Below are 26,386 nucleotides of genomic sequence, written 5' to 3'. Positions count from 1 at the left end.
TTGCCCTGGCTGGCGCAGCGGCAGGCAGTATGGCCAGCGAGCTCCTGCAACAAGTGCGCGTGGTGGAACCGAGCTCGGGCACCAATCGCGTTACCGATGTCTGGATCGCCCAAGGCGAGGTGGCTGCCCTGGACGCAGCGGCCGAGCGCGTCCCCCCCGAAACCGTGGCGCGCGATTGCCGCGGCTTGGTGCTAGCGCCAGGATTGTGCGATCTCTACAGTCACAGCGGCGAGCCGGGCAACGAGCAGCGCGAAACCCTGGCTTCGCTGGCGGCAGCAGCTGTTGCGGGCGGTTTTACGCGCTTGGGCATCCTGCCCGATACTGCCCCACCGCTGGATGGGCCTGCTGGTGTGGCCCACCTCCAGCAGTGCTTGGCCGCCCATCCGCCTGCCCCAGCGCCCACCGTGCACCTTTGGGGGGCCCTCACCCACCAGCGGGCAGGCGAGCGCATGGCCGAGCTGGGCGAGCTCGCCCGCGCCGGGGTTACTGGCTTTAGCGATGCTCGTCCCATTGGCGATTTGGGCCTAGTGCACCGGTTGCTGCAATACGTGCAGCCGTTGGGCAAACCCGTTGCCCTAAGCGCTGCCGATGCCACCCTGCGCAGCAATGGCGTCCTGCGCGAAGGCATTGCCGCAGCGCGTGCCGGTTTGGCGGGCGATCCGGGGTGCTCGGAAGCAGCAGCCTTGGCTGCCCTGCTCGAGACGGTGGCAGCGGTGGGGACACCGGTTCATCTCATGCGGATATCGACGGCCCGCGGCGTTGAACTCATTGCCGAAGCCAAAGCCCGCGGCCTGCCGGTGACCGCGAGCGCAACCTGGATGCATCTGCTGCTCGAGGCCGATGCGGCCGGCACCTACGATCCCAATCTGCGGCTCGATCCGCCGTTGGGTACGCCCGAGGATCGGGCTGCTTTGGTGGAGGGCGTCCGCAGCGGCACTCTCGATGCCATTGCCATCGACCGCGCAGCCTATACTGCCGAGGAAAAAACGGTCGCCTTTGCCGAGGCGCCGCCGGGCGCGATCGGATTGGAACTGGCCCTGCCGCTGCTTTGGCAGGCGTTTGTCGCCTCGGGACAGTGGTCGGCGCTGGATCTGTGGCGTGCCTTGAGCGCGGCCCCGCGCCGGTGCTTGCACCAGGCGCCGGCCTCGTTAGCGGCTGGCGAGCCCGCCGAACTGGTGCTGTTCGATCCGCACGCGCACTGGTCGGTGACCCAGGAAACGCTCCACACCATGGGAACCAATACCCCCTGGTACGGTCAGCCCATCGCCGGCCGCGTCGTCCGCGTCTGGCAGCCGCCGGCAGACAGCTGCAATCAGGGCTGAGATGGAGCCCCAGCGTTGGTTCCTGTGGGAGCAACCTGGCGCCGCTCGCCGCCGTGGCTGAAGGCGCGCAGATAGCTCGAGACCCAAAACTCCTTAAGCGGCAGGGTCAGGTAAGTCAGCGGCACGATGGATACGACAATGTTGCGGATGTCGCGCCGGGCCAGGCGCACGATCTGGCGTGCCACCCAATCGGCTGACATCACCCCAATGGGATTGAGATTGCTGCGAAAGGGCCCCAGCGCAATCTTGCGAACCACGCAGGGCGCATCCAGGCGGCGCAGTGTTACTAGCTGCCCGAGCGCGCGCTTGCTGAACTCGTAGAGGGGGCTAAAAGCCGGGCTGACCTCCGCTTCCGAGGTGTTGACCCAAACTTCCTTGCGCGCCACGTCGCGATTGGTGCGTACGGTGCTCAGAAATAGCTCCAGCAGCCGCCAGCTGGAGAAGGTGTTGACCTCATAGGACTGCTGGATGGCCTCAGGGCTGCGATCGCCGTGCACATTGATGCCGTGGTTGAGCACCAGAATGTCGGTTTGCGCCAGTTGATCGGCCAGCTCCGACTCGCACCCCACCTGCCAATTGAGGGTTTCGACAGGGACGGATTCGCCTGCCAGCGTGACAGTGACTTGCGAGGCGGAGGCCGTCAGCGCGATGGGCTTGGCGCCTTGCCGGTAGAGCTGCGCTAGCAGCGCGCGCCCCAGCGTCCCCGAAGCGCCCGTCACGGCGATGCGCTTGCCGCGCAGCGACAGGGCAGTCCCCAGCAGCTTGTCAACGAGCGCGAACGTGCTGCAGTAATAGGCGTTTGGGGTGTCAAAGTGGTGCCGCCAGTGGTAGGGCCGGTTGACCAACCAGCGCGCCGGACGCTGCCGAAACGGTCCCGGCTGGTGGGTCAGATCCGTAAGCTCGCTCGCACCTGCAAGGCCGCTACCGCGCGCGATGGCTCCCATTAGAAAGGTCGCGGCGTACAGCACGCCTGCGGCAGCCGCCCAATGCGGACCGGGGGTTCCCCAGTACAGCCCCGCCCACAGGGCCAGGCCCAGCCCCAGCATGACCGCGCTCTCGGGGACATCGTCGATCCACTGCGCCCGCCGGTAGAGGCGCTCGCTCACGGCGGTCAAATCCGGTCTAAAGGCCCGATGGTGGATGGCGTGCATGCGGTACAGCAGCGGCCAGTGATGGGCCGTTAGGTGGTAAAGATCCCGCCCGATCTCGACCCAGAGGACCGAGCCCAGGGCAAGGCCGAGCGCCAGTAGCCAGTCGGTTGCCATGGTTGCGCTGACCGTCGCTAGGTTGCCGAAGCCGAGGCTAGAGCCAGGCGAAGCTAAAATAGCATCAAGCTGCCCTGCAGCGCGCCTGCTAGTGGCTGGGGCATTGCTCCCTGCCAGCGGTGTCCTAAATTATAATTTTTCGCTGTCGTCCGGAAGCTGCCGCTTGCTAGCTGCGGCATTGCCACGCTTGTAGCTAGCAGTTCCCCAACTTATGCCAGAGAACGAGCCTTCCCAGGAGCTCGATCCCATCGGTCCGCACTTAACCGATGGGGCCCCAAGCGCAAGCGAGGCAGCCATCCAGCCAGGGAAAGCAGCGGTAGAGGCCGGCGGCCGCCGGCGCAAAGCGGCTCTAGTTTTAATGATCGTCTGGAGCGTAACGCTCGGGCTCCATTGGGTTGCCTGGGGAGCGTGGCTCATTTGGGGCGCAACGGCTGCGCTGGCCGCCTACTTGGTGCGCTTGGTGCTGGCACTGCCGCCAGCCAGTGCCCCACCGCTGCCCCACGATGCCAGCGCCCCGTTCGTCTCGATTTTGGTCGCCGCGCGCAACGAAGCTGCCGCGATTGGCGGCACGCTCGAGCAGCTGTGCGATTTGGACTATCCGGCCCATCGCTACGAGGTTTGGGCCATCGATGATGGCAGCACGGACGGCACGGGAGCGCTGCTGGATGCGATGGCTGACGAGCGCGCGCAGCTCCAGGTGCTGCACCGGCCCATTGGCGCCCAGGGCGGCAAATCGGGAGCGCTCAACCAGGCGTTGGGTCGCGCGCGCGGCGAGATCGTTGCGGTCTTTGATGCGGATGCCCGCGTCTCCCCCGAGCTGCTGCGCTGGGTCGTGCCGCAGTTTGAGGCCCCGCAAACGGGCGCCGTCCAAGTGCGCAAGGCGATCGTCAATGCCACCTGCAATGGCTGGACGCGCGCGCAAGCCGCCGAGATGGCGCTGGATAGCTATTTTCAACAGCAGCGGACTGCTGCAAGCGGGATCGGCGAGCTGCGAGGCAACGGTCAGTTCGTTAAGCGCCGCGCGCTGGCCCAGTGCGGCGGCTGGAACGAAAGCACCCTCACCGACGATTTGGACCTATCGCTGCAGCTGCATCTGAACCGCTGGAACGTCCGGTTTTTGAACGACCCGGCTGTTACCGAGGAAGGAGTTACGGCGCTGCGCTCGCTTTGGCACCAGCGCAATCGCTGGGCGGAGGGCGGCTACCAGCGCTTTCTCGACTACTGGCAGTCCCTGGTTCGGTCCCCGCAGTTGGGCGCAACCAAACGCCTCGACCTGCTCGCGTTTTTGGTCGTGCAGTACTTGCTGCCCATGGCCGCCGTGCCAGATTTGCTCGCAGCGCTGCTGCAGCAGCGCCAGCCCCTGCTGGCCCCCCTGACGCTGCTGCTGGTCGGGGTATCGGTTTGGGCGACCGCGGCCGGGTTGCGCCGCAGCCAACCTGCCGGGGCCAAGCCCACGCCGCTGGCCGATTGGGCCACCATCCTGTGGGGCAACGCCTACATGCTGCACTGGGTGCCCGTCATGGCAGCTGTTACTGCCCGCATGGCCGTTCAACCCAAGCGCCTCAACTGGATCAAAATGCCCCATCAAGGGCCCGCTCAAAACGGGACTTCCGAGTCGGTTGCCTGCTCTGAGTCCGAGGGCGGCTGAGGGCTGGTGTCGGGGCCGTCCGCTTGCTCCCAGTCGGCGGCCGGTGGCGGCGCTTCCAGCGCCACGACCTCCCCTTGGAAAAAATCGGCCAGCGTTTGGGTTGCCTGTTCTAGCGCATCAGCTGGCTCGGCAGCATCGGCAGTTTCAGTCGGCTCGCTAGCGGCGCTAGGCGCCTCGCTCGGGGAGGATTTGCGCTCGGTGTCGGTAGCGGGGGCAGCGGTGGCGACCGGCGCAACCTGCGTGGGCCCAGCCTCAGCTGAGGGCTTAGCCTGGGATTGCGCGGATTCGCTCGGGTGCTCGAGCGCTGCCACCTCGAACGAGAGGCTAACGCCATCCGGCCAGACGGCTGCAAAAGCCTCCTCGAGGTTGCGCTTTTTGCCCTGCGCCATCTTGAGCAGGTTTTGATTGCGCACCCCCACTCGGGCGCTTTGCCCATCGCAGTGCAGGAGCTTGCAGTGTTGTTTGACCAGGGCCTGCGTCGCGTGCGGCTGCAGGTGCTCGAGAACCTGCTGCCACAGCTGCTGCAACTCGGCGTCGCTGTTGGGCGGCGATGGAGCGGCAGGAACTGCATCCGATTCCTGGGTCGCCGAGGGAGACTCGGGCTCGGGTGCGGTGGTTGCCGCAGCGCTAGCGGGAGCACTGTCTGCCTCGGGAGTTGCCTCAGGCGCATCGGCCTCAGCGACAGCCGATGGGGCCGGCACAGTGGCACTGGCTTCGGTGGGTTGCAGTGCCGGCGCATCGACGGCCGGGGCTGGTGATGGGGCGGTTGCGTTCGGTCGATCCGATGGCAGGCTCTCTGCGCGATCACCGGAAGGCACGGCTGGTTGCGTCCCCTCAGAATCGCCCGATAGCAGGCTCAAAACCGTCACTTCCAGCCACAGCTGCGGCTGCGTCGCGTTTTTGACCTGCCCCTGGTAGCGCTGCAGGTGCTGCTGCCCCTCCAGGATGGCCGCCATGGACCAAAACTGGGCCTCTTGGCACAGCGCCTGCCAGCTTGAGTCAGTCACCCCAGCGAGCTCGGGTCGATCCGGGGCCGCCTTGGCCGCCAGCAAATCGCGCAGCAGGCCGGCCAAACTCTGCAGCGCGATCGCCGGTTCGCGGCCGCGATCGGTCAGGGTGCGGCACTGTTGGAGTGCAGCTGCCGCATCGCCGCTTCGCAGCGCGCGCAGCAACGCCAGCAGTTCTGCTTCCGGAATGGCACCGACCAGCTCCCAAACTTGCTCGCGTTCGATGGGACCGCTCAGCAAGCTCACCTGATCCAGCAGGCTTTCGGCATCGCGCACCCCCCCTCGGGCGAGCTGGGCGATGGCTTCGAGCCCGCCCTCGCGAATGTCGATGCCTTCCTGCTGCGCGATCGCGCCCAAGTGCTCGACCATGGCTGCATCGGGGATGCGGCGAAAGTCAAAGCGCTGGCAGCGCGAGACGACGGTTGGCAGGACCCGCTGCGGATCGGTGGTCGCCAGGATGAAGGTGACGTGCGCGGGCGGCTCCTCCAGCGTTTTGAGCAGCGCGTTGAAGGCCGCCACGCTCAGCATTTGGACTTCGTCGATAATGTAGAGCTTGTAGCGCCCCCCTACGGGGGCAAATTGGGCCTGCTCGATCGTCTCGCGGATGCTGTCGACGCCGGTGTTGCTGGCGGCGTCAATCTCGACGACATCGAGCGAGGCATCGCGCGCGACGGCCTGGCAGGACTGGCATTGCCCGCAGGGATGGGGGGTAGGGGCCTCGCTCGCTTGGCAGTTGAGCGATTTGGCCAGGATGCGGGCTGAGGAGGTTTTGCCCGTGCCGTGCGGGCCGGCAAACAGGTAGGCAGGTGCGATGCGCTGGGTTTCGACGGCCCGGCTCAGCGTGGCCGCGATCGCCGCTTGCCCCACCAGATCGCCGAACTGTTGGGGCCGGTACTTGTGGTGGAGCGGCTGGTAAGCCATGGGCCGCGCGCTGCCCAGCGGCAGACCGCTACCCTAAAGGGGCAGATGAGCAATGTGCTCTCACCCTAGCAGCGTCCTATGACCCATGCCGCTATGCCGCCCAAGCCCATCGCGAGCATCTACACCGATGGCGCCTGCTCGGGCAATCCCGGTCCGGGCGGATGGGGCGTGGTGGTTTACTTTAGCGACGGTACGGTCTACGAGCTCGGCGGTGCCGAGGCCAACACCACCAACAACCGCATGGAGATGCAAGCGGCCGAGGCAGCCCTGCAGTTGCTCGCCGCCTCCCCGCCGGCTGAGCCCGTGCCGCTCTACACCGACAGCGAGTACGTCTACAAAGGCATCACCCAGTGGTTGGCCGGCTGGAAGCGCAACCAGTGGAAAACGGCGCGCGGCAGCCCCGTCCGCAACAGCGACCTGTGGCAGCGCCTCGACGGGCTCAACTCGCCGCTGGTGCGCTGGCGCCACGTCCGCAGTCACAGCGGCGCCCCAGGCAACGAGCGCTGCGATCGCATCGCGCGCGGCTTTGCCCTGGGCCAACCGCCGCCCCTGGCCCAGCCTCAAGGGGCGGAATAAATGCGGCCGCGCCATTGGGTGGGCCGCGTCGCGGCCGATAGGCCCACGCGCAGCACGGCCAGCGGATCGGCCAGCGGCGAGAGCCAAAACGGCCACCCCGGCCAGCGGCCGCCCGTTGCCCACTCGTAGCAAGGCGCGATTGCGGCCAGCAGCCCCAAGCGGACCGCCAGCAGCCCGCCGTTGAGACCGGCAACGGCCAGCACTGGCAGCGGGGCCAGCCCAACCGCCACGGCGGTCAGCACCAGCACCATCACCGGTAGCGGCAGGCCCTGCACCCCCAGCAACAGCCCCACATCCGCCCAGAGTTGAGCGCGCGAGCAGGCGTCCTGGAGGTCCAGCGAACGCCCCCACTCATGCCACGTTTCGCGGGCGCCCTCGTACATGCGGACTTTGAGGACGCGGCGGCCATCGAAAAATCCCACCCGGAAGCCGCGCGCGGCGGCGTTGCGCGCGAGGGTGACATCATCGCAAAATGAGGCAGCGGCACTGCTGTAGCCCCCCAACTGCGCCAGCACCGACCGGCGGGCAAGCAAGCACTGGCCGTTGGCCATGGCGCGCTCCGGGCGCTGCGGTGGCCGGCCGTCCAAATCGCAGCGGTAGAGCAGCGCGACCAGCAGGGCCGGTTGCAACCACCACTCGCCTGGCGTTTGTAAGATAAAGCGCGGCGAGAGCGAGAGCACGTCGCAGTCGTAGGCTTGCGCGGTGGCGATGGCGCCGGCAATGGCGCCGGGTTGCGGTTGCGTGTCGGCATCGATGCCCACGATCCAGTCGCTATGGGGCGAGCTAGCCCCAAAACCCACCTGCAGGGCCCACGGTCGGCCGATCCAGCCGATTGGGAGCTGCCCCTCGTCAACCAGCTGCAAGCGCGGATCGCGCGACTGCGCCGCCCGCACGAGCTCGGGCGTGCCATCTTGCGAGTGACTGTCGACGACGATGGCCTCGCGCAGCTCAGGTCCCTGGCGGCTCAGGCCCTGCAGGCAAGGCGGCAGGCGCTGGGCCTCGTTGCGCGTCGGCACGATTGCGCTGGCAGCCCCGCTGAGGGCGGAGGCAGCCGTTACTGGGGCAATGGGAGGCGCCCGCCGCACGCCAGCTAGCAATCGAGACAGCAGGATGGCCGCTGCCGGCAACTGCAGCAGCAGCAGCCCCCAGGCGGCTGCTCCCGCGACGGCCTCGCTCGCCACAGCAAGCATGGCGCGCTATTCGGAGAGGGCTTGGGCTGGCGTTTCTGGGCCGCTCTGGAGCCCCCCTTGCGAGCCGATGGAATGGCGCTCGGGAGCGCGCGCCGCGATCGCGTACAGTGCCCCAGCTGGCAGGATTGCCAGGACGGCGGCCAGCACCACCGGAACCCAAAGGCCAGCAGCTAAGCTCAGCACGGCGCCAAAGGCCAGGTTGCTGATGTAGACGACCAACGGTAAGCCCGGCTTGCGCGGCATGCCCGTGGGGCGGCGCTGCCACAGCAGGCTGGCAACAAGCATAAAAGCAGCCCCAGTCAGCCACCAGCCCAGCAAATTCTGATAGGGCATGCCGAACAGGGCACCGGGCTGCTCCCAGACCCAAAACGGGACGGTGGCTTGGGTCATGGCGGGATCCAGCACCAAGTCCCAACCCGTTAGCAGCGACGCGCCGATGGCGATCGCGCCAGCGCGCTGGCCCCAGCGCGGCAGGTTCCCGCGCTCGAGGGCAGCGCGTCCCAGGACATAGCTAACCAAGCCCAGGTAGAACCAAGACAGCGGGATGGTAAACGGCACCAAGCCGGCAATTTTGTAGCCCAGGCCGCTGAGGTAGCGGTACTCGCCGAACGGCAGGCCCGAACTCGTTCCCCAGAGCTCGCTGCCCAGCGAGATGGCACTGGCCGCCAGCAGAAACGTCAGCGCGTGCCAGGCGCCTAACTGGCGCCAGGTATAGAGCAATACGGCTGCCGCCCCCAGAACCATGTAGGCAGCGCCGCCGCCCGCCATCGACCAATCGAATGCCACCTGAGCCCAAGCGGGCAAGCTAGCGACGATTTGGGGCTGGGGAAGCACCCACAACAACCCCGCCAAGCCGAAAGCCAACAAAAACAAGTGACCGCCCAATAGCAGGCGTTCCCAAAGCAACAATCGTGCCATGTGCGATGCGTCCTCCCAACCCGCAAGCGGGTCCCCACTGGGACGTGTAGTTTAATGTATCTTTACATCAAGGGACAGCTACCGGTAGTCCCTTAGCCAGTTGCGGCGATCGTAACTGCCCCGCGCCATTGCCGGGACTAAGCTAGCACGGCTGCTCCCCGCCACATGGCCCCTTGGAACCGCTGGAAGCCGTTAGGATAAAGGTAGCTGCGCCGCACCCTCGCCGAGCTGCATCTCTATGGCTGTCTCCCGCTTTGAGGACCCCCCAACGGCGATCCGTCCCGTGCAGTACCGGGACTTGGGAGCCATTGAGGCCCTATTGGACCGGGCCGTCAGTGCTGAAGGGGGCGATGGCCGCGCTACGCCCGAGCCTTGGTTGCGGCAAAAGCAGCGTTGGCTGAGGGTGTTGCCCGTTTTGCGTTGGCTGCCCCCTGCAGCCCAGCGCGACTGGCGCGCCTATGTAGCGGAGCGCGCCGGGCAAATCGCGGGCTTTATCAAGGTCTCGCCTGCGAACAAAGCGCGCAGCACCTGGCAAATTGACTGCCTGCTGGCGGATGCTGCAGCCTCCCGCCAGACCGTCGGCAGCCAGCTCATCCGACACTGCTTGGAAGCGATTGGGGAAGCGCGTACCTGGCTGCTTGAGGTCAACATCAGCGATCGCGACACCCTGGCCCTGTACCGGCAAAACGGCTTTCAGCCGCTGGCCCAAATGACCGATTGGGCCATTCCGCCCCAGTCGCTGGCCCAGCTCGCCCAGCGCGAGCCGCAGCTCCCTAACCTGCTGCCGGTCAACAACGTGGACGCGCAACTGCTCTACCAGCTCGATACCGCAGCCATGCCGCCGCTGCTGCGGCAAGCCTTCGATCGCCACGTCCGGGATTTCAAAACCGGCCCCTGGGAAGCGGCCGCCCAACAGTTGCAGCAGTGGTGGCACGCCAGCCACCGCCTCCAAGGCTATGTCTTCGAGCCGCAGCGCAAAGCTGCCATCGGTTACCTACAACTGCAGGTGGCGCGCGACGGCGAGCAAGCTGCCGATCTGACCGTCCATCCGGCTTACACCTGGCTCTACCCCGAGCTGTTGGCCTACATGGCGCGCGCCGCCCGGCCGGCGCAGGTGCTGCAATTGCGCTCGGCCGACTACCAACCCGAGCGCGAGGCGTACCTGGCGCAAATCGGCGCGCAGCAAACCGAGCAGACGCTGCTGATGTCGCGCTCGGTGTGGCACAAGTTGCGGGAAGCCAAGGCCAACTCGCTGGCGCGCCTGCAACTGTCGGAGGTGTTGCAAGGACTGCAGCCCGGGGGCGGCACGCCCGTTCCCGGCCGCATGGTGGGCGCGAATCGCAAACGCCCCACCGAGCGGGAGCTGGCTGCCATTGCGGCGCAACCGGCGGACAGCTTGCCCCCGCGGTAAGGCCATGCCCGAGCGCGTATCGGCCCTGGGATTGGATGTGGGCAAGCGGCGGTTGGGCGTTGCCGGCTGCGACGGCATGGGGCTGATCGCCACCGGCCTGACCACCATCGAGCGGCAGTCTTTTCCTCAGGATCGGGAACGGCTGCAAGCGTGGGTTGCCGAGCGCAGGGCGCGCGTTCTGGTGGTGGGCCTGCCCTACTGCATGGACGGCACTCTGGGCGAGCAAGCGCGGCAGGTGCAGCAGTTCGCGCAACGCCTCGCCAAGACCCTGGAGATGCCGTTGGATTACGTCGACGAGCGCCTGAGCTCGCTAGAGGCGCGCGAGCAGCTCAACATGGCCGCCCAACCGCGATCGCGGGCGGACAAAGCCCGCATCGATTGCCAGGCGGCGGCCATCATCCTGCAGCAGTGGCTGGATCGGCGCCGCTAGGGCGCTTGCCATTCGGCGCTGACGGTAGGTGCTAGGATTGCATTCCGCTAGGCCGTAACGCGAACGCCAACTTATGAGCCTGACCCACCCCGAGAAGCAACAGATAATTGATTCGTATCAAGTCCACGATACCGATACCGGATCGCCAGACGTCCAAATTGCCATTTTGACCGAACGCATTACGCGCCTAACCGAGCACTTGCAGGCCAACCACAAGGATCACGCTTCCCGGCGCGGCCTGCTCAAAATGATCGGGCGCCGGCGCAGCTTGCTGAACTACCTCTATCGCGAAAACCCCGAACGCTATCGCGCTTTGATCCAGCGCCTTGGCATCCGCCGCTAGCGACTGTCGCTGTCCTCTGGTGCCCTCCCATGCCTGCCGATCGCGAACGACTTCCCTTCGAACCGAGCCGCAAGCGCAACGCCGAAACCTCAACCGAGCCCAGTGCCGCTGCGACCGGCAACGCCATTCGAGCGGCCAGCCGCGCCGAGGCCGATCTCTCGGCGACGCCCAAGGCCGTCACCCGCCGCATGGTGCGCCGCATGCTCGCGTTCTGCGGCATCCCGACGGTTTTGGGCCTTGTCAGCCTGTTTGCCTTCTACGGCATTGCCAACTACACCACCCTGGAGTTGCCCCATACGGCAGCCGTGTTGGTCAGCATGGGCTTGTTTGGTATGGGGGTTTTGGGCTTGAGTTACGGCATTATCTCCACCTCCTGGGAGGAGAACGCCCCCGGCAGCTTGTTGGGCTGGTCGGAGTTCCGCGCCAATGCGGCCCGATTGGCCCAGGCTTGGCGTGCAGCGCGCCGCGAGCGCCAACAGGCCGATCGGTCGTAACGTTCGGTTGCGCGATCGCCTCGGAACCGCGGGCTGCCGGTTATGATAAGTTACGGGATTTGCGCGCTAGTGCGAACGGCAGTTTAGGAAGGGTTTGCCATGATTGTAGTGCTGAAAGTCGGTGCCCCCGAGGAGGAAGTCAGCCGCATTAGCGACGACTTGCGGGAGCGCGGGCTCACCCCCGAGACCATTGTCGGCGACCACAAGACGGTCCTGGGGTTGGTGGGCGATACAGCGTCGCTCGATCCGTACCAGCTGCAGCAAATTAGCCCCTGGATCGAGGACGTTCTGCGCGTCGAGCAGCCCTTCAAGCGCGCGAGTCGCGAGTTTCGGCACGGGCAACCCAGCGAAGTCCAGGTGCCAACGCCCAACGGTACCGTCACCATCGGCGAGCAGCATCCGGTAGCGCTCATTGCCGGTCCTTGCTCGGTCGAAAACGAAGAAACCATCGTCGATACCGCCCGGCGCGTCCGGGACTCGGGTGCTCAGTTTCTGCGCGGGGGCGCTTACAAGCCGCGGACCTCGCCCTATTCGTTTCAAGGCCACGGCGAGAGCGCGCTGCCGCTGCTAGCAGCGGCGCGCGAGGCCAGCGGCTTGGGCATCATCACCGAGGTCATGGATACTGCCGATGTGGATAAGGTCGCCGAGGTGGCCGATGTGGTCCAAATCGGCGCGCGCAACATGCAGAACTTCTCGCTGCTGAAAAAAGTGGGCGCGCAACCGCGCCCCGTCCTGCTCAAGCGCGGCATGTCGGGCACGATTGAGGAGTGGCTCATGGCGGCCGAGTACGTGCTGGCTGCCGGCAATCCCAACGTCATCCTCTGCGAGCGCGGCATCCGTACCTTCGATCGGCGCTACACGCGCAACACCCTCGATCTCTCTGCCATTCCGGTGCTGCGATCGCTGACGCACCTGCCCATTACCATCGACCCCAGCCACGGCACGGGCAACTCGGATTTCGTACCGCCCATGGCCAAAGCGGCGATCGCGGCCGGAACGGACGCGCTCATGACCGAGGTCCATCCCAATCCACCCAAGGCCTGGTCGGACGGCGCCCAGTCGCTGACGCCCGAGCGCTTCGATAGCCTCGTCCGCGAGTTGGTTCCCATCGGCCGGGCCGTGGAGCGCTGGCCCCAGCCCAGCATGGCGGTGGTCTGAGCTGCGCCAAGCCACACGAAACCCTCCCCAGGCACTGGGGAGGGTTTTTGGGGCGCCCCGCAAGCGCGCTGGGTAGCGCGCCTGAAGTCAGCCGCTAGCGGTCTTGCACGACAACGTTGACGTTGGCGCTCTCGAGACCGCGCTGGTTGACCTCAGAGAGGGTCTTGTTGACGGCGTACTTCTGGTTGATGGCGTTGATGAGCTCAGTCTGGTTGTGCTTTTTGGCAACGCCCCACAGGTCGGCGATCAGATCGTAGGTACCGTCGCTGTTTTGCGACCAGCCCAGATCGTACTCGCCTTCCAGCTCGGCGACGACATCGGCGCGAACGCGCTGGCCGTTGTAGCCGCGCACGTCCGCATTGTCTTTAACGGTCATGCCCAGATCCTGCAGGGAGGCCTTCAGGGTCTCGGCATCGGTGATTTTGGTTCGCAGCGTACTAAAATGCGACACTGGTTTTCCTCCTATCCGTTGCTTGCAAAACGGGGTTGGGTTGGGTCGGCTAGTTGAGGCTAGCCGTTTCTCCTGATAGGGCAGGAGAAAGCTTGTTAGAACTCCAGTCGCTGGTATTCGGCGACGGAGGCCGAGGCAGGCCGGGCGCGCTGGCGCGCCCACTCTCGCAACGCCGTTACCTGCTCGGTCATGGTTTGCGAGAGCGGCAGCGTGGACTTGATTGCAGCGATGACATCCAGCTGCGTAAACTCCCGGTCTTGGGCGAACGCTTCGTACATGGCAGCCACGATCACCTGTTCGAGCTCTGCCCCGGAAAAGCCTTCAGAAACGTTGGCCAGCTGCTCCAGATCGAAGCGCGAGATGTCGGAGCGGCGTTTCTGCAAGTGAATGCGCAGGATCTGCTGGCGCTCTTCGGCGCCGGGCAGATCCACAAAGAAGATCTCGTCAAAGCGACCCTTGCGCAGGAACTCGCCCGGCAAGCGCTCGACCCGATTGGCCGTGGCCATCACGAATACCGGCGAGGTTTTCTCCTGCATCCAGGTCAAAAACGAGCCAAAAATCCGGCCGGAGGTTCCGCCATCGGAGTCGGCCGAGCCGGATCCGCCGGAAAAGGCCTTGTCCAGCTCGTCGATAAACAGCACCACCGGCGAGAGCGATTCGGCCGTGCGCAGAGCATTGCGCAGGTTGGCCTCCGAGCGCCCCACCATGGAGCCATCGTAGACGCGGCCCATGTCCATGCGCAGCAGCGGCAGCCCCCAGAGGCGAGCGGTGGTTTTGGCAATGAGCGACTTGCCGCATCCGGGCACGCCCAGAATCAGCATGCCTTGGGGCTGCGGCAGGCCGTACTCGCGGGCGCGCTCGCTAAAGGCATCGGCGCGCTGCTGCAACCAGCGCTTGAGCTCCTCAATGCCGCCAACCGCGTCAATACTGTTGTCTTCTTCGATGTACTCCAGAATGCCGCTGCGGCGGATGAGCTGCTTCTTCTCCGAGTGGATGACATCGACCTCGTCGGCGGTGAACTGGCCCGCTTGCACGTAGGCCTTGCGGAACACTTTCTCTGCCTCATCTAGGGTGAGGCCCAGGGCTGCTTTGAGCAGCTTCTCGCGCACTTCCGTGCTGGGCGAGGGCGACTGGGTGGCCTCGAGCTGGCGCGACAGAACCTGATTGAGCTCGCTCAGATTGGGCAGCGGGTAGTCGAGCACGACCGCTTCTTTTTCCAGCTCCACCGGGATTTGCTGCACCGGCGACATCAGCACGATGCATTTGTTCGTCCCTTTGAAGCTGGCGATGGCGTCGCGCAGCCAGCGGGTGGTGGCCGGCGAATCAATGAACGGATGCAGGTCCTTAAAGATGTAGATCCCCGCTTCCTGCTGCCGTACGGTCCACTCGATGGCTGCCTCGGGCGAGACCGTGTTGTGCTGGCTGGCGCTGCGCTGTTGGCCGCGCTCGATCATGCCGCGGGTCACCGTCCAAACGTAGATGCGCCGCTGCTGCGCGTCGCCGTCAGCAATAGCCTCGATCGCCTGCTCGGCCCGCTCTTCCTCGGGCGTAACGAGGTAGATGAGCGGGTATTGGGCTTGGATGAGGTTTTGCAGTTCCTCGAGCATGGCGGATCGGGCTGTGCAGGGTGGTACGGCTCAGCAGGGCACCAGTTCCTCGTGCTCCCCTTCGCCGGGCGAGTCGGAGTGCGACGCAACGGCCTTGGGGACGCTGTCGGCGGCCAGGCTGTCCGAGACGACCGTGGGTTGGTGCTTGAGCGAGATTGCCTCGCCCTCTTTGATAACGAGCGAGTTGTTGCACTCGGGGCAATCGTGGACCTGGTAGGTATTGTCCTGGGTGGCTGCCTGCTCCTCGACCCAGTCGGGGTGGTTGAGGTAGAAGGCAATCGCGCGCTCGACCATGGCCGACATGGACTCTGCCTCGACGGCCGCCCGGATCTTGAGCTGGCGGTGCAGCCCCGGCGGCAGGTATAAAGTGACTTTCTGCTTGTCCGGCATCTCACTCATTGGGGGATTCCCCGGGTACGCTCCTAAGTTAGCTAGGCCTTGCTAGGCCGTCAAGCCAGCTTGCCAGTATGACGTCAAAATTGCAATACTTTTTAACCTGCTTGTCCCCCCTGCCCGCGCTAGGGCGAGCCGGTCAGCAGCGGCCGAATGCCGTAGTGGCGGTAGTGCCAGTAGTGGTGCAGGATGCGGTCGTGGTCGAAGCACAGCCGGGCGGGCAGCTCCCACGGTGCAAATGCCTGGGTGCGCCGGGCATCATCGGCGGCTTGGGGGGTGCCGCGGGCAGTGGCTATAAAAACCACGCTCAGGGTATGCCGGCGCGGATCGCGCTCGGGGTGCGAATAAACCCCGAGCTGCCCCAGCAGCTCGATGCGCAAGCCGGTTTCCTCGTAGGCTTCGCGCCAGGCGGCTGCCTCGGCCGACTCGCCGCGATCGATAAAACCGCCCGGTAGGGCCCACCCCTGGGGCGGGTTGCGGCGCTCGACCAGAACGATGGGCCGATGCGCGCGATCTAGCAGCTCGATGATGGTATCGACCGTGGGAGTGGGATTGCGCTCGGCGGCCATGGGCGGCGGATTGCGATAGCTGGAAATGGGTTATGGTAGGGGCCAGCGCGCCCAACGGCGCAGCAGCAAAGCTGGCTGCCTGCGGCTGACAGCGCGCTCGATTGTTGCCTTATGCCCGAGCCTAGTGATTTCACGACTGCCCCGGCGAGCGCGGGCAAGCTGTCCGTATTGGCCGCGATCGGCTCGGGGGCATGGGGCTCTACCCTAGCAGCCTTGGCGCGCCGCAACGGGCACACCGTGCGCTGTTGGTCGCGCCGCGGTAGCGCCCCCCTGGATGCCGTACTGGCAGAGGCAGACATCGTGCTGTCGGCGGTGTCGATGCCGGGGGTAATCCCCACCATCGAGCGGCTGCAAGCCGCCGCACCGCCACCGCGAGTCCCCATCATCACGGCCACCAAGGGGTTGGATGCGGCCAGCGCCCGGACACCGTCCCAGCTGTGGCAGGCGGCCTTCCCCCAACACCCCATTGTGGTGCTATCGGGCCCCAACCTCGCCGGCGAGATCCAGCAGGGACGACCGGCAGCAACGGTGGCTGCCAGCCGCTCGCCAGCAGCCGCCGGCCTAACGCAGCAGCTGCTGGCCTCCCGGCGCTTTCGCGTCTATGCCAACGCCGATCCGCTGGGCACTGAACTGGGCGGCACGCTCAAAAACGTCATCGCGATCGCGGCGGGCGTTTGCGATGGCTTGCAGCTGGGGGCTAATGCCAAAGCTGCCCTGCTCACTCGCGCCCTGCCGGAGATGACGCGCATTGGGACAGCGCTAGGGGCCTCAACCGAGGCTTTCTTTGGCCTCTCGGGCCTCGGCGACCTGCTGGCCACCTGCGAGAGTCCGCTCTCGCGCAACTACCGTGTCGGTTATGGGCTGGCGCAGGGGCAGCTGCTCGATCGCATCCTGGCAGCCCTGGAGGGAACGGCTGAGGGCATCAATACGACGCAAGTGCTAGTCGCCCTGGCGCAACGCCAGGCGATCGCGGCCCCCATTGCCCAAGAAGTGGAAGCGCTAACCGCCGGCCGAACGGCACCGCAAGCGGCCGTGGAGAACTTGATGGCGCGCGAGCTCAAATCGGAGTTTTGCGACATTGCCTGAGCTAGGGCCGCCGCAGAGCCGCTATGGATGAGAGCGCCAACCACCCCTCGGGCGAGAAAGCCCTCCTTAACTTCGGCCAGCTCTGGAACATGAGCTTTGGCTTTTTTGGCATTCAGGTGGGCTGGACGCTGCAGGCTGCCAACACCAGCGCCATCTACGAGTACTTAGGGGCCAATCCCGAGCAAATCCCCATCCTGTGGCTGGCGGCCCCAGTCAGCGGACTGATCGCCCAACCCATCGTCGGCTACATGAGCGATCGCACCTGGGGCCCGTTGGGGCGGCGGCGGCCCTATTTTTTGGTAGGCGCAATCTTGGCCTCGCTGGCGCTGGTGCTAATGCCCAATGCCTCCAGCCTGTGGATGGCGGCCGGCTTGCTCTGGATCCTGGATACCTCGGTCAACATCAGCATGGAGCCCTTTCGGGCCTTTGTCTCGGACGTGCTGCCCGAGCAGCAGCACACGCGCGGCTTTGCCATGCAGAGCTTTTTCATTGGCCTGGGGGCTGTGGCTGCCTCGCTTTGTCCTTGGGTGCTCTCGCACGCATTCGGCGTGCTCAACACCAGCGTTGAGGGGCCCGTTCCGCTGACGGTGAAGTTCTCCTACTACATCGGCGCGGCTGCCTTTTTGGGTACCGTGCTCTGGACAGTGGTGACTACGGGCGAGTACCCGCCCACCGAAGCAGAGTTGCGCGAGCAGCAGCACGCGCGCTCGGGCGGCCTGGCAGGCGCTCTGGTGGGGGGGCTGCGCGGCATTGCCGAGGCCGTTCGTACCATGCCCGAGACCATGCGGCAGCTGGCTTGGGTGCAGTTCTTTAGCTGGCTGGGCATTTTTTGCGTGTTTTTGTACTTCCCGCCTGCGGTGGGGCATCGCATCTTTGGGGCAACGGATGAGAGTTCGCTGCTGTATACCCAAGGCATCGAGTGGGCGGGCATCTGCATTGCCCTCTATAACGGCGTCTGCTTTGTTTTTTCGCTGTTCGTTGCCAAGCTGGCTGCCCTCACCAGCCGCAAGTTCGTGCATACCTGCTGCCTGATCTGCGGTGGCTTGGGCCTGATCGCGCTGTTGGGGGTGCGAGACCAGTACGTGCTGTTTTTGCCCATGGCGTGCTTTGGCATTGCCTGGGCGAGCACGCTGGCGGTGCCCTACGCCATCCTCTCCGACATCTTGCCGGTGCGCCAGACCGGGGTCTACATGGGGCTGTTCAACGCCTTCATCGTGCTGCCCCAAATCGTGGCCTCGCTGGGCTTGGGCTGGGTCATGACCCACTTGCTGGACAACAACGCCCTGCTGGCGCTGGCGCTGGGCGGTGCCTCGCTGATCGTCGCAGCGCTGTTCGTGCAAGGCGTCGACGATGCCGGCAGCCCGCAACCGACAGTGGAAGCGACCCTCGCCGAAGGCGAGCGGGCGCCGATTCAAAACTAGGCGCAAGCCGCGATCGCGTCCAGTGCCACCGTTTTGGGCGTATTGTCACTGGCCAGCGCACGGTGGCAACCTAAATCAGTGAAGGCGGTGCTCGTTAGCGCGCAACTAGCAACCGTTTGGCCATGCAAGCTGAGACGCAGCAAGCGGCACAAACGCGCCCCAAGGCTGCAGCTTACAGCTTCTGGCAGCTCTGGAACATGAGCTTTGGCTTTTTTGGCATCCAGTTTGGCTGGACGCTGCAAATTGCCAATACCAGCGCCATTTACGAGTATCTGGGGGCCAATCCCGAACAAATCCCCATCCTGTGGTTGGCAGCGCCCCTAACAGGGCTGATCGTGCAACCCATCATTGGCTACATGAGCGATCGCACCTGGGGCCCGCTGGGGCGGCGGCGGCCCTACTTTTTGGTGGGCGCGATCTTGGCCTCGCTGGCGCTGGTGCTAATGCCCAACGCCTCCAGCCTGTGGATGGCAGCCGGGGCGCTCTGGATTCTGGATACCTCGGTCAACATCTCCCAGGAACCGTTCCGTGCCTTTGTCTCGGACCTGCTCCCCGAGGAGCAAAAGACCTCTGGCTTTGCCATGCAAAGCTTTTTCATTGGCCTGGGTGCCGTGGCTGCCTCGCTGTGCCCCTGGCTGCTCAACGGGGTCATTGGCATCGAAAGCATCGTCAATCTCGAGACCGAGATTCCGGTTACGGTCAAAGTCGCGTTCTACATCGGGGCCGCGGTCTTTTTGGCGGCGGTGGTCTGGACGGTGGTTACCACCCCCGAGTACCCGCCCGAGCGCTACCAACCTTACGGCCGCTCCCGCAACAGCGCGCGGGACTCGGACAATCTGCTGCTGGGGATCTGGCAAGCCATTCGGGCCATGCCCGAGACCATGCGGCAACTGGCGGTGGTGCAGTTCTTTACCTGGTTTGGCGTTTTTTGCTTGGTTATTTACTTTCCGCCGGCTGTAGGGCACCAGATCTTTGGGGCGATCGCGGAGAGCTCGCCGCGCTACACCCAGGGCGTGGAGTGGGCCGGCATTTGCATTGCCCTCTACAACGCCGTCACGTTTGTTTTTTCGCTGGTACTGCCGCGCTTCGTCCGCTGGACCAGCCGCAAGTTCGCCCACGCATTTTGCCTGCTGTGCGGCGGCTTGGCCCTGATCTCGCTGCTGGTGGTGCGCGATCGGTACCTGCTGCTGTTCCAGATGGCCTGCTTTGGGCTCAGCTGGGCCAGCGCCCTGGCCGTTCCCTACGCCATCCTCTCGGACGCGCTGCCCGAGGAAGACACCGGCATTTACATGGGCGTTTTCAATGCCTTTATCGTTATCCCGCAGATCCTGGCCTCGTTGGGGCTGGGTTGGATTATGGAGACCCTGTTGGGCAACAACAGCTTGCTGGCCGTCGTCTTTGGCGGCGTGTCGCTGGTAATTGCGGCTGCCTCGGTCTCCAACGTCCGCGATTTGGCTGAGGAAGCCACCCGCGCTGGCGTTGAAGCCACCGAGAACGAGACAGCCGCCTAGGCCCGCTCGCGCGCCCCCAAGCTGATAGACTGCCGCTGACAGTCAAGCGCCCCCGAGCGACATGCAACTCGAGCGCGCCAGCGGCATTTTGCTCCATCCCACCTGCCTGCCCAGCCCCTACGGCATTGGCGATTTGGGGCCGGAAGCCTATCGCTTCGTTGACTTTTTGGCGGCCAGCTACCAGCGGTTGTGGCAGGTGCTGCCGCTGGGGCCGACCGGCTTTGGCAACTCGCCGTACCTATCTTACTCGGCGCTGGCGGGCAATCCGCTTTTAATCAGCCCCCAGCAGTTGCGCCAGCAGGGCTTGCTCGCCGATCGCGATCTGGCTGATTTCCCCGAGTTCCCCGCCGAGCGGGTGGACTACGACCGGGTCAAAGAAACCAAAATGCCGCTGCTGCGGCAGGCATTTGCCAACTTTCGCGCCGATTTCGACCGCCAGGGGGAAGGTTACGACGCCTTTTGCGCGCGCCACGCTTATTGGATCGACGACTTTGCCCTATTCATGGCGCTCAAAGATGTCTTTGGCGGGCGCCCCTGGCACCAGTGGACCTGGTCCATTGCCCGGCGGGACCAGCAGGCCCTAGACGAATGGCGCGGGCGCCTGGGCAAGGAGATCTTTTTCCACAAATACGTCCAGTTTGAGTTCTACCGCCAGTGGCAAGCACTCAAGCGCTACGCCAACGATCGCGGCATCCAAATCTTTGGCGACATTCCCATCTACGTCGCCCACGATAGCATGGCGGTCTGGGCGCACCAAGACATTTTCTGCCTGGACGAGCAGACCGGCGAGCCCGCCCTAATGGCGGGCGTTCCGCCAGACTATTTCAGCGACACCGGCCAGCTTTGGGGCAACCCCGTCTACAACTGGGAGCAGCTGGAGGCCACTGGCTTTGAGTGGTGGCTGCAGCGCTTTGAGGGCACTCTGGACTACGTTGACATCCTGCGCATCGACCACTTTCGCGGCTTCCAGGCCTTCTGGGCGGTTGATCGCGGCGAGCCGGACGCCCGCAACGGCCGCTGGATCGAGGCCCCCGGCGACAAGTTCTTCCAGCTGCTGGGCGAGCGGCTGGGCCAACTTCCCATCGTGGCCGAGGATTTGGGCATCATTACCCCCGAGGTGGAAGCTCTGCGGGACAAGTACGACTTTCCCGGGATGAAGGTGCTGCACTTTGCCTTTGATTCGGGGCCGGGCAATCCCTATTTGCCGTTCAACTACACCAACCGCAACTGCATCGCCTACACCGGCACCCACGACAACGACACCACGGTGGGCTGGTTCGACAAGCGCTCGCCCGAGGCCCAGCAGCGGGTGCGCGACTACCTGGGCTGCATTGAGCCCAACGGCATCCACTGGAGCCTGATCCGCCTGGCCATGGCCTCGGTGGCCAACCAGGCCATCATTCCGCTCCAGGACGTTTTGGGCTTGGGCAGCGAAGCGCGCATGAATACGCCCAACCAGATCGAGGGTAGCTGGCGCTGGCGCTACCGCAGCGAGGCCCTAACCGAAGAACTGCAGCAACGCTTGGGCAAGCTCACCGAGCTCTACGGCCGAGCGAAACGCTAGCGCGCCCGCGAGGCTTGGGGCGCCGGTTGGGCGGCCTCTGGCGGGGGGCTGGGGCGCTCGATCCAGCGCGAGAGGCCCACGACCAGAAGGCTCACGAGCAGGATGTAGCCCAGATAAAGCGGCAGCGGTTGCAGCGGAGCGCTCGGGCGCCAGTGGCCGCGGGACCGAGGCTGGCTTGCCCTAACTGTTGTGGAGGGGGGAGTCGCACTGGCAGGCGGCGATAGTTGCGCGGCCCACGCCGCACCGTCTAGGTCCAGAGCTTCGGCGTACTTGGCCACCAGGCCTTGCAGGTAGACCCAATCGGGCAGCTCCTCCAGCTGCCCCTGCTCGATCGCGCTCAGCAGTGGCGGCTGGATCCGCGTTTGGCCGGCCATATCGTCGATCGTGGCCGAGCGTTGCAAGCGCAGCTGCTGCAGGCGCTCGCCCATGGCCTGGAGTGCTGCAGCCCGCTCGGTGTGGGAGTCGGTAGCTGTCATAAGCGCACTGTGCCGGCAGCGTGCTGCAAGCGCTGGCACTCCCAGCGTGCCAGCCGCCGGTACTGGCCGCGCCGCAAGCGCGGACCGCGCTGCGGATGCAGCGGCACCGGCCCAATGGCCGTGCGATGCAGCGCCAGCACGCGCCAGCCCAGCAACTCAGCCGAACGCCGGATCTGGCGGTTGCGGCCCTCGGTTAGCGTCACCTGCAGCCACGCTGTATCCGCGTGCCGCTGCAGGACGGTAATGCTTGCGGGCTGGGTGGGGCGGCCGTCTAGGACGAGGCCGCGGCGCCAGCGCTCGAGGGCTGCTTCGCCAATGCGGCCGCGGACCCGCACGCGGTAGGTTTTGGGCAAGTGATAGCGCGGATGCGTCAGGCGCAGGGTTAAGGCCCCATCGTTGGTTAGCAGCAACGCGCCCGTGGAGGCTGCATCGAGGCGGCCCACCGGATGCAGGCCGCAACTGCAGCGCAGCTCATCAGGCAGCAAATCCAGGACCGTCCGCCGCTGCTGGGGATCGCGGCAGGTGGCCACCACGCCTGCCGGTTTGTTGAGTAGCAGGTAGCAAGGTGCTGGTTGCGTGTCGGGCTCGAGGCACTGCCCGTCCACAACCAGCCGATCGACGCTGGGATCGGCCGTTTGGCCCACCTGCGCGGGCTCGCCGTTGAGCTGCACGCGCCCGGCTGCCATCATGCGCTCGGCCTGCCGCCGCGAGGCAATGCCCCACTGCGACAGCAGTTTTTGCACCCGTTGTTGCATGGTGCACTCACCAACTGCAGCAGCTCGGGCGCCGTGCCGGCGGACGGTGGCGCTCAGTGGAGAATAGGGGAGTCGAACCCCTAACCTCTGCGGTGCGATCGCAGCGCTCTGCCAGTTGAGCTAATTCCCCATGGGCTCGAGCGCCCGGTCTGAGATTTTAACACTCGCCCGCGCGCGCTTGCGCGAACGCCTGCTGCAGCCGCTCCAGCTCCAGCTCGCCCAGGCGGTCGATGGCCCAATCGGCCTGCCGCTGCAGCATGTGGAGCGGGTGGCGGTGGGTAACGGCGGCCACCGGCAGCCCCGCTCGGTGCGCTGCGGCAATGCCGATTTCGGTGGCCTCGATCGCCAAGCAGCGACTGGGGATGAGGTGGCTGCTGCCAGCGCTGCGCTCGCTCAACCGTGCCAGCGCCAGGGTGTAGGGGTCGCCGGCCTCCTCGGCGCTGGCGATTGCTGCAAAGGCCTGGCTCAGGCCGGCATGCGCCAGCACCTGCTGCGCGTCGCGCAGCGCCATGCCCGCTACCACGCCAACCGCCAAACCGGCTGCGTCTAGCCGCGCTAGCAAGGCCGCAACGTCGGGATAGAGCGCTGGGGCCGGCTGCTGCCGGAGCGCCTCGTCCAGGGCGGCGCTTTTGGCCGCCAGCAACCCATCCAGCCCATCGGCAGTGGTGCTGCGCCCGCGGCGCGCCAGCAGCGCGCTCAGGCACGCGCGATCGCTGCGGTCCGGGCAGAGCGCGCGGTACTCGCCGGCCTCTAGCCGCAGGTTCTGCGCCAGCAGGAGCTGCTCGACGATCGGCTGGTGGAGCCCGTCGGTGTTGGCAATGGTGCCGTTGAGATCGAATAGGACGGCTTGCAGCGTCATGCCGGTGCGGACGCATCGGGCCACTCGGGAGCCGTTGCTGTACCTGGGTGCGGGCGCGCTTGGCGAGCCGGTAGCGGTTTGACCCCACGGGTTGCTTGGTGGATCCACCAAATCTCGTGGGTGCCGACCGCTTCAAAGCCGGCAGCCGCCATCCAGGCCTCGCAATCGCCCGCCGCGTAGTCCCGGATGTAGGGCTCCTCAAAAACATCCATCACCCAATCGGCCTGCTGCAAGTGCGCTTGGTGGCCGTCAAGGACCAGGAACTCGCCGCCGGGCCGCAGCAGGCGCAGCCCTTCTTGCAAGATGGTGCAGGCAATGGCGGGGGGCGTCTCGTGGAACAGCAGGGCCGCTGTTACCAAATCGAGGCTGCCATTGGGCAAGCCCGTGGCCTCAGCCTTGCCGTGGTACCAGCGCACGCTCGCGTTGGCTTGGTGCGCTTTGTGCTCGGCCACCACCAGCATGTAGGGTGACAGGTCCAGTCCCATGACCTCAGCTTGGGGGAACTGGCGTTGCAGCATCAGCGCCATTGACCCTGTGCCGCAGCCCAAATCCAGAATGCGCTGCGGTTGCCCGGCAAGGGTGTCGATCGCTTCCTGCCGCACCCATTGCTCGTTGGGCGGGACGGCGTACTGGGTAATGGCATCGTAGGTGACGGCGGCTTGGGGGTTGCAGTAGCCCCCCTCAATGCCGTGAAAGTTGGCGCTGCGGTAATAGTCCGGATAGCTCAGGTTGGGGTTGCCCAAGCGCGCACTCTCGGCCTCCCAATCAACGCTTTCGTAGAACCGCCGCAGGGCCTCTTCGTCGATGAGCGAGCGGACCACCGGGGCCAAAAAGCGGTCCCAGAGCGTGCCTTGAGCGCCGGGCATGGCAGTGCTTCAAGCGGCTGCTTTAAAGATTTTAACGCCCCCGTTGGGGCAGCTCAGACATCGAGGGGGACGGGAGCGGGCGTGCGCTTTTAGGTGCGAAAGGTCAAATCGTCTGGAAACGCGTAGGGCATGGCGGGCTACCAGGGCAAGCGAGTGCCATCCCAGTGAAAGAACTGCCCGCTATCCTCGGGGCCTAGCCCATCAATAATGCCCAGCAGCTGCCGCACCGTTCGCTCCACTGGGAACAACTGTTCGGCCGGCACGTGGCGCTGAAACGGCTGGGAGAGCGGCGTATCGGTGGTGCCGGGGTGCAGCGCCACGACGATGGTTTGCGGGCTCTTGCGCCCGAACTCAATGGCTGCCGTGCGCAGCAGCATGTTGAGCGCGGCTTTGGAGGCGCGGTAGCCGTACCAGCCCCCGAGCTGGTTGTCGCCAATACTGCCAATCTTGGCCGAGAGGCTGGCAAAGACGTTGCGCCGGTCGTGGCGCAGCAGCGGCAGCAGGTACTTGGCCAGCAGGGCCCCGCTGAGGCTGTTGATCTGGAAGTAGCGCAGGAGCTTGTCCGCATCGAGCTGCCGCAGCCCCTTTTCTGGTTGCAGCTCGCCCGCGTGCAGGATGCCAATGCAGTTGACAGTCAAATGGAGGCGATCGGTAACCGACTGCAGCTGGCGGACCGCCGCCGCGATTTGGGCCTCGTCGGTAACATCCATGGGCAGGCAGCGCAGCCGTGGCCCGTGGGTTTCGGCCAAGGCAAACAACTCGGCTGCCGCTTCGACACGGTGGTAGGTAGCGTGGATGCAAGCCTCGGGATCGCGCTGTAGGAGCTGGCGCACGAAGCCCAGTCCGAACTTCGCGACGCTGCCAGAGCTGCAGCAGTGGCTGTTCCAGCAGCTCAACCAGCTCTCGGAGCAGACCATCCGCTCGCTCACCAATTGGAAGTTCATCCGCCAAGCGGTCCGCTCCGCCAAAGCAGTGCAATATTATTCGTAATTGGTATAACACCAACCAGGGCGGGCGGCGGCAGGTGACGCTGCTGGCGCAGGAAGTCTGGGATGCGCTCATGGCCGAGCTGGGTGGTTCGCTGCCGCCCTCAGTGCGCCGCGCGAACCTGCTGGTGGCTGGCGTTTGCCTAGTCCACACGCGCCGGCACACGCTGCGCATTGGTGGCTGCCGCATCCAAATTCAGGGCGAGACCAAGCCCTGCGAGCGCATGGATGAGGCCTTGCCCGGGCTGCACGCAGCCATGTATCCGCACTGGCGCGGGGGCGCCTTTGGCATCGCACTCGATAGCGGGCCGACTGCGGTGGGCGATCACGTGGTTTGGGCGGATTGAGCGGCGGATCGGAAGCTGCGTCAGTTGTGGTGCCATTGCTAGGGCACTGCAATCGGCATGATGAACGCCTACTGGCATCTAAGGAAGTGGAACCGGGCGCACGCCGTTGCTGATGGCCCGTGCAAAAAGGTGCTCAACGCCTATCGGCATCTAAGGAAGTGGAACAAGTCAAAACTCTCCTCCCGTGTAGCCCTCGCGTACAAGTGCTCAACGCCTATCGGCATCTAAGGAAGTGGAACTCGGCCGCTACCGCGATAACGCCAGGACGTACCCGGTGCTCAACGCCTATCGGCATCTAAGGAAGTGGAACCTATTTCTGAGGGAAAATATCAGACCGCCACAAGGTGCTCAACGCCTATCGGCATCTAAGGAAGTGGAACATTCGATGTACCTGGACCTTTATCCAGTTGTCGCCGTGCTCAACGCCTATCGGCATCTAAGGAAGTGGAACCGTCGGGGGTGTTGCTAGGTATATCAGCGTTTGCCCGTGCTCAACGCCTATCGGCATCTAAGGAAGTGGAACTGATAAGCTAGACATACAAGCCTCCTTAGACTTGTTGTGCTCAACGCCTATCGGCATCTAAGGAAGTGGAACCTGTTTGCCGATACAAGCGGTGGCAGCTTTACGATTAGTGCTCAACGCCTATCGGCATCTAAGGAAGTGGAACGCTCTAATCGTTGCACGCTGCGGATCGCCTCGGGCAGGTGCTCAACGCCTATCGGCATCTAAGGAAGTGGAACCAATGGGCGGATTGCCACACGGCGAATTCAGCCGAGGTGCTCAACGCCTATCGGCATCTAAGGAAGTGGAA

General features: G+C 65.1%; 26 protein-coding genes, 1 tRNA gene and 1 CRISPR repeat array. Of the genes, 13 read left to right on the top strand and 14 right to left on the bottom strand.

Annotated elements, in window-relative coordinates:
- Window positions 1–29 precede the first annotated feature (29 nt).
- The gene (locus tag BRC58_10810; protein ID PSP15909.1) at window positions 30–1,322 is read left to right on the top strand and encodes a dihydroorotase; all 1,293 of its coding nucleotides are present in this window, start codon (window positions 30–32) and stop codon (window positions 1,320–1,322) included.
- On the opposite strand, the gene BRC58_10805 is transcribed toward BRC58_10810, so the two are convergent.
- Entirely contained in the window at window positions 1,313–2,587 is a 1,275-nt protein-coding gene (locus BRC58_10805; GenBank protein PSP15908.1) for a sterol desaturase, read from the bottom strand. The two genes, BRC58_10810 and BRC58_10805, sit on opposite strands and share 10 nt — an antisense overlap.
- A gap of 211 nt (window positions 2,588–2,798) precedes the next feature.
- On the opposite strand from BRC58_10805, the gene BRC58_10800 reads away from it, so the two are divergent.
- Window positions 2,799–4,235 (top strand): glycosyl transferase, encoded by a 1,437-nt coding sequence (locus BRC58_10800; GenBank protein ID PSP15907.1) that lies wholly within the window; start codon window positions 2,799–2,801, stop codon window positions 4,233–4,235.
- Here the strand turns inward: BRC58_10800 and BRC58_10795 are convergent.
- Window positions 4,184–6,163: a DNA polymerase III subunit gamma/tau gene (locus tag BRC58_10795; GenBank protein ID PSP15906.1), complete on the bottom strand. Its 1,980-nt coding sequence runs from the start codon at window positions 6,161–6,163 to the stop codon at window positions 4,184–4,186. The two genes, BRC58_10800 and BRC58_10795, sit on opposite strands and share 52 nt — an antisense overlap.
- A gap of 93 nt (window positions 6,164–6,256) precedes the next feature.
- Here BRC58_10795 and BRC58_10790 point away from each other — a divergent pair, with 93 nt between their 5' ends.
- Complete coding sequence (locus BRC58_10790) at window positions 6,257–6,739, top strand: ribonuclease HI (GenBank protein ID PSP15905.1); 483 nt, start codon at window positions 6,257–6,259, stop codon at window positions 6,737–6,739.
- On the opposite strand, the gene BRC58_10785 is transcribed toward BRC58_10790, so the two are convergent.
- Both BRC58_10785 and BRC58_10780 read right to left on the bottom strand, forming a co-directional pair.
- Entirely contained in the window at window positions 6,724–7,929 is a 1,206-nt protein-coding gene (locus BRC58_10785; protein ID PSP15904.1) for a glycosyl transferase, read from the bottom strand. The genes BRC58_10790 and BRC58_10785 overlap by 16 nt on opposite strands.
- 6 nt (window positions 7,930–7,935) lie before the next feature.
- A complete protein-coding gene (locus tag BRC58_10780) occupies window positions 7,936–8,847 on the bottom strand; it encodes a carotenoid biosynthesis protein (protein ID PSP15903.1) in 912 nt (303 codons plus the stop codon).
- Between the two features lie 238 nt (window positions 8,848–9,085).
- Here BRC58_10780 and BRC58_10775 point away from each other — a divergent pair, with 238 nt between their 5' ends.
- From BRC58_10775 to aroF, 5 genes are all read left to right on the top strand, one after another.
- On the top strand, window positions 9,086–10,258 hold the full coding sequence (locus tag BRC58_10775) for a GNAT family N-acetyltransferase (GenBank protein ID PSP15902.1): 1,173 nt from the start codon (window positions 9,086–9,088) through the stop codon (window positions 10,256–10,258).
- Window positions 10,259–10,262: 4 nt separating this feature from the next.
- Complete coding sequence (locus tag BRC58_10770) at window positions 10,263–10,688, top strand: Holliday junction resolvase RuvX (protein PSP15901.1); 426 nt, start codon at window positions 10,263–10,265, stop codon at window positions 10,686–10,688.
- Window positions 10,689–10,761: 73 nt separating this feature from the next.
- Window positions 10,762–11,031, top strand: a complete 270-nt coding sequence (locus tag BRC58_10765) for a 30S ribosomal protein S15 (protein PSP15900.1) — start codon at window positions 10,762–10,764, stop codon at window positions 11,029–11,031.
- A gap of 29 nt (window positions 11,032–11,060) precedes the next feature.
- On the top strand, window positions 11,061–11,525 hold the full coding sequence (locus BRC58_10760) for a DUF3464 domain-containing protein (GenBank protein ID PSP15899.1): 465 nt from the start codon (window positions 11,061–11,063) through the stop codon (window positions 11,523–11,525).
- A 99-nt stretch (window positions 11,526–11,624) separates the two neighbouring features.
- Window positions 11,625–12,683: a 3-deoxy-7-phosphoheptulonate synthase gene (gene aroF / locus BRC58_10755; GenBank protein ID PSP15898.1), complete on the top strand. Its 1,059-nt coding sequence runs from the start codon at window positions 11,625–11,627 to the stop codon at window positions 12,681–12,683.
- A 94-nt stretch (window positions 12,684–12,777) separates the two neighbouring features.
- On the opposite strand, the gene BRC58_10750 is transcribed toward aroF, so the two are convergent.
- From BRC58_10750 to BRC58_10735, 4 genes are all read right to left on the bottom strand, one after another.
- Window positions 12,778–13,134, bottom strand: coding sequence for a hypothetical protein (locus BRC58_10750; protein PSP15897.1), 357 nt, complete (start codon window positions 13,132–13,134; stop codon window positions 12,778–12,780).
- A 95-nt stretch (window positions 13,135–13,229) separates the two neighbouring features.
- Window positions 13,230–14,741, bottom strand: a complete 1,512-nt coding sequence (locus BRC58_10745) for an AAA family ATPase (protein ID PSP15896.1) — start codon at window positions 14,739–14,741, stop codon at window positions 13,230–13,232.
- A 30-nt stretch (window positions 14,742–14,771) separates the two neighbouring features.
- A complete protein-coding gene (locus BRC58_10740) occupies window positions 14,772–15,131 on the bottom strand; it encodes a hypothetical protein (GenBank protein PSP15925.1) in 360 nt (119 codons plus the stop codon).
- 128 nt (window positions 15,132–15,259) lie between these two features.
- A complete protein-coding gene (locus tag BRC58_10735) occupies window positions 15,260–15,703 on the bottom strand; it encodes an NUDIX hydrolase (GenBank protein PSP15895.1) in 444 nt (147 codons plus the stop codon).
- A 111-nt stretch (window positions 15,704–15,814) separates the two neighbouring features.
- Between BRC58_10735 and BRC58_10730 the strand changes: the two genes are divergently transcribed.
- From BRC58_10730 to malQ, 4 genes are all read left to right on the top strand, one after another.
- A complete protein-coding gene (locus BRC58_10730) occupies window positions 15,815–16,789 on the top strand; it encodes an NAD(P)H-dependent glycerol-3-phosphate dehydrogenase (protein ID PSP15894.1) in 975 nt (324 codons plus the stop codon).
- 89 nt (window positions 16,790–16,878) lie between these two features.
- Window positions 16,879–18,210, top strand: a complete 1,332-nt coding sequence (locus BRC58_10725) for an MFS transporter (GenBank protein PSP15924.1) — start codon at window positions 16,879–16,881, stop codon at window positions 18,208–18,210.
- Window positions 18,211–18,407: 197 nt separating this feature from the next.
- On the top strand, window positions 18,408–19,721 hold the full coding sequence (locus tag BRC58_10720) for an MFS transporter (GenBank protein ID PSP15923.1): 1,314 nt from the start codon (window positions 18,408–18,410) through the stop codon (window positions 19,719–19,721).
- A gap of 61 nt (window positions 19,722–19,782) precedes the next feature.
- Window positions 19,783–21,285, top strand: coding sequence for a 4-alpha-glucanotransferase (malQ, locus tag BRC58_10715; GenBank protein PSP15893.1), 1,503 nt, complete (start codon window positions 19,783–19,785; stop codon window positions 21,283–21,285).
- On the opposite strand, the gene BRC58_10710 is transcribed toward malQ, so the two are convergent.
- The 6 genes from BRC58_10710 to BRC58_10685 form a co-directional block, all read right to left on the bottom strand.
- The gene (locus BRC58_10710; GenBank protein PSP15892.1) at window positions 21,282–21,761 is read right to left on the bottom strand and encodes a hypothetical protein; all 480 of its coding nucleotides are present in this window, start codon (window positions 21,759–21,761) and stop codon (window positions 21,282–21,284) included. The two genes, malQ and BRC58_10710, sit on opposite strands and share 4 nt — an antisense overlap.
- The gene (locus BRC58_10705) at window positions 21,758–22,516 is read right to left on the bottom strand and encodes a pseudouridine synthase (GenBank protein ID PSP15891.1); all 759 of its coding nucleotides are present in this window, start codon (window positions 22,514–22,516) and stop codon (window positions 21,758–21,760) included. The genes BRC58_10710 and BRC58_10705 overlap by 4 nt, the downstream gene beginning before the upstream one ends.
- Before the next feature lie 57 nt (window positions 22,517–22,573).
- A tRNA-Ala gene (locus BRC58_10700) sits at window positions 22,574–22,646 on the bottom strand.
- Between the two features lie 27 nt (window positions 22,647–22,673).
- Window positions 22,674–23,375, bottom strand: a complete 702-nt coding sequence (locus BRC58_10695; protein ID PSP15890.1) for an HAD family phosphatase — start codon at window positions 23,373–23,375, stop codon at window positions 22,674–22,676.
- The gene (locus BRC58_10690) at window positions 23,372–24,241 is read right to left on the bottom strand and encodes a methyltransferase type 11 (GenBank protein ID PSP15889.1); all 870 of its coding nucleotides are present in this window, start codon (window positions 24,239–24,241) and stop codon (window positions 23,372–23,374) included. Before BRC58_10690 ends, BRC58_10695 begins: the two co-directional genes overlap by 4 nt.
- 137 nt (window positions 24,242–24,378) lie before the next feature.
- Window positions 24,379–25,158 (bottom strand): cell-cell signaling protein, encoded by a 780-nt coding sequence (locus BRC58_10685; protein ID PSP15922.1) that lies wholly within the window; start codon window positions 25,156–25,158, stop codon window positions 24,379–24,381.
- A gap of 107 nt (window positions 25,159–25,265) precedes the next feature.
- On the opposite strand from BRC58_10685, the gene BRC58_10680 reads away from it, so the two are divergent.
- Window positions 25,266–25,574, top strand: a complete 309-nt coding sequence (locus BRC58_10680; protein ID PSP15888.1) for a hypothetical protein — start codon at window positions 25,266–25,268, stop codon at window positions 25,572–25,574.
- Between the two features lie 57 nt (window positions 25,575–25,631).
- Window positions 25,632–26,386: a CRISPR direct-repeat array (repeat unit 35 nt; unit sequence GTGCTCAACGCCTATCGGCATCTAAGGAAGTGGAA).

Source organism: Cyanobacteria bacterium QS_8_64_29 (assembly GCA_003022125.1).
In the GTDB taxonomy this organism is placed as follows: Bacteria; Cyanobacteriota; Cyanobacteriia; order Cyanobacteriales; family Rubidibacteraceae; genus QS-8-64-29.
The sequence above is the reverse complement of the archived record's forward strand: the minus strand, read 5'-3'. Positions and strand labels throughout refer to the sequence as shown.

Excerpts from the sequence above, each read along its gene's own strand:
- BRC58_10760 (PSP15899.1), top strand. The coding sequence starts at position 11,061 with ATGCCTGCCGATCGCGAACGACTTCCCTTCGAACCGAGCCGCAAGCGC.
- BRC58_10790 (PSP15905.1), top strand. The coding sequence starts at position 6,257 with ATGCCGCCCAAGCCCATCGCGAGCATCTACACCGATGGCGCCTGCTCG.
- BRC58_10740 (PSP15925.1), bottom strand. The coding sequence starts at position 15,131 with ATGCCGGACAAGCAGAAAGTCACTTTATACCTGCCGCCGGGGCTGCAC.
- BRC58_10705 (PSP15891.1), bottom strand. The coding sequence starts at position 22,516 with ATGCAACAACGGGTGCAAAAACTGCTGTCGCAGTGGGGCATTGCCTCG.
- BRC58_10720 (PSP15923.1), top strand. The coding sequence starts at position 18,408 with ATGAGCTTTGGCTTTTTTGGCATCCAGTTTGGCTGGACGCTGCAAATT.
- BRC58_10810 (PSP15909.1), top strand. The coding sequence starts at position 30 with ATGGCCAGCGAGCTCCTGCAACAAGTGCGCGTGGTGGAACCGAGCTCG.
- BRC58_10730 (PSP15894.1), top strand. The coding sequence starts at position 15,815 with ATGCCCGAGCCTAGTGATTTCACGACTGCCCCGGCGAGCGCGGGCAAG.
- BRC58_10765 (PSP15900.1), top strand. The coding sequence starts at position 10,762 with ATGAGCCTGACCCACCCCGAGAAGCAACAGATAATTGATTCGTATCAA.
- BRC58_10805 (PSP15908.1), bottom strand. The coding sequence starts at position 2,587 with ATGGCAACCGACTGGCTACTGGCGCTCGGCCTTGCCCTGGGCTCGGTC.
- BRC58_10780 (PSP15903.1), bottom strand. The coding sequence starts at position 8,847 with ATGGCACGATTGTTGCTTTGGGAACGCCTGCTATTGGGCGGTCACTTG.
- BRC58_10745 (PSP15896.1), bottom strand. The coding sequence starts at position 14,741 with ATGCTCGAGGAACTGCAAAACCTCATCCAAGCCCAATACCCGCTCATC.
- BRC58_10695 (PSP15890.1), bottom strand. The coding sequence starts at position 23,375 with ATGACGCTGCAAGCCGTCCTATTCGATCTCAACGGCACCATTGCCAAC.
- BRC58_10795 (PSP15906.1), bottom strand. The coding sequence starts at position 6,163 with ATGGCTTACCAGCCGCTCCACCACAAGTACCGGCCCCAACAGTTCGGC.
- aroF (PSP15898.1), top strand. The coding sequence starts at position 11,625 with ATGATTGTAGTGCTGAAAGTCGGTGCCCCCGAGGAGGAAGTCAGCCGC.
- malQ (PSP15893.1), top strand. The coding sequence starts at position 19,783 with ATGCAACTCGAGCGCGCCAGCGGCATTTTGCTCCATCCCACCTGCCTG.
- BRC58_10770 (PSP15901.1), top strand. The coding sequence starts at position 10,263 with ATGCCCGAGCGCGTATCGGCCCTGGGATTGGATGTGGGCAAGCGGCGG.
- BRC58_10710 (PSP15892.1), bottom strand. The coding sequence starts at position 21,761 with ATGACAGCTACCGACTCCCACACCGAGCGGGCTGCAGCACTCCAGGCC.
- BRC58_10775 (PSP15902.1), top strand. The coding sequence starts at position 9,086 with ATGGCTGTCTCCCGCTTTGAGGACCCCCCAACGGCGATCCGTCCCGTG.
- BRC58_10735 (PSP15895.1), bottom strand. The coding sequence starts at position 15,703 with ATGGCCGCCGAGCGCAATCCCACTCCCACGGTCGATACCATCATCGAG.
- BRC58_10725 (PSP15924.1), top strand. The coding sequence starts at position 16,879 with ATGAGCTTTGGCTTTTTTGGCATTCAGGTGGGCTGGACGCTGCAGGCT.
- BRC58_10785 (PSP15904.1), bottom strand. The coding sequence starts at position 7,929 with ATGCTTGCTGTGGCGAGCGAGGCCGTCGCGGGAGCAGCCGCCTGGGGG.
- BRC58_10800 (PSP15907.1), top strand. The coding sequence starts at position 2,799 with ATGCCAGAGAACGAGCCTTCCCAGGAGCTCGATCCCATCGGTCCGCAC.
- BRC58_10690 (PSP15889.1), bottom strand. The coding sequence starts at position 24,241 with ATGCCCGGCGCTCAAGGCACGCTCTGGGACCGCTTTTTGGCCCCGGTG.
- BRC58_10685 (PSP15922.1), bottom strand. The coding sequence starts at position 25,158 with ATGGTCTGCTCCGAGAGCTGGTTGAGCTGCTGGAACAGCCACTGCTGC.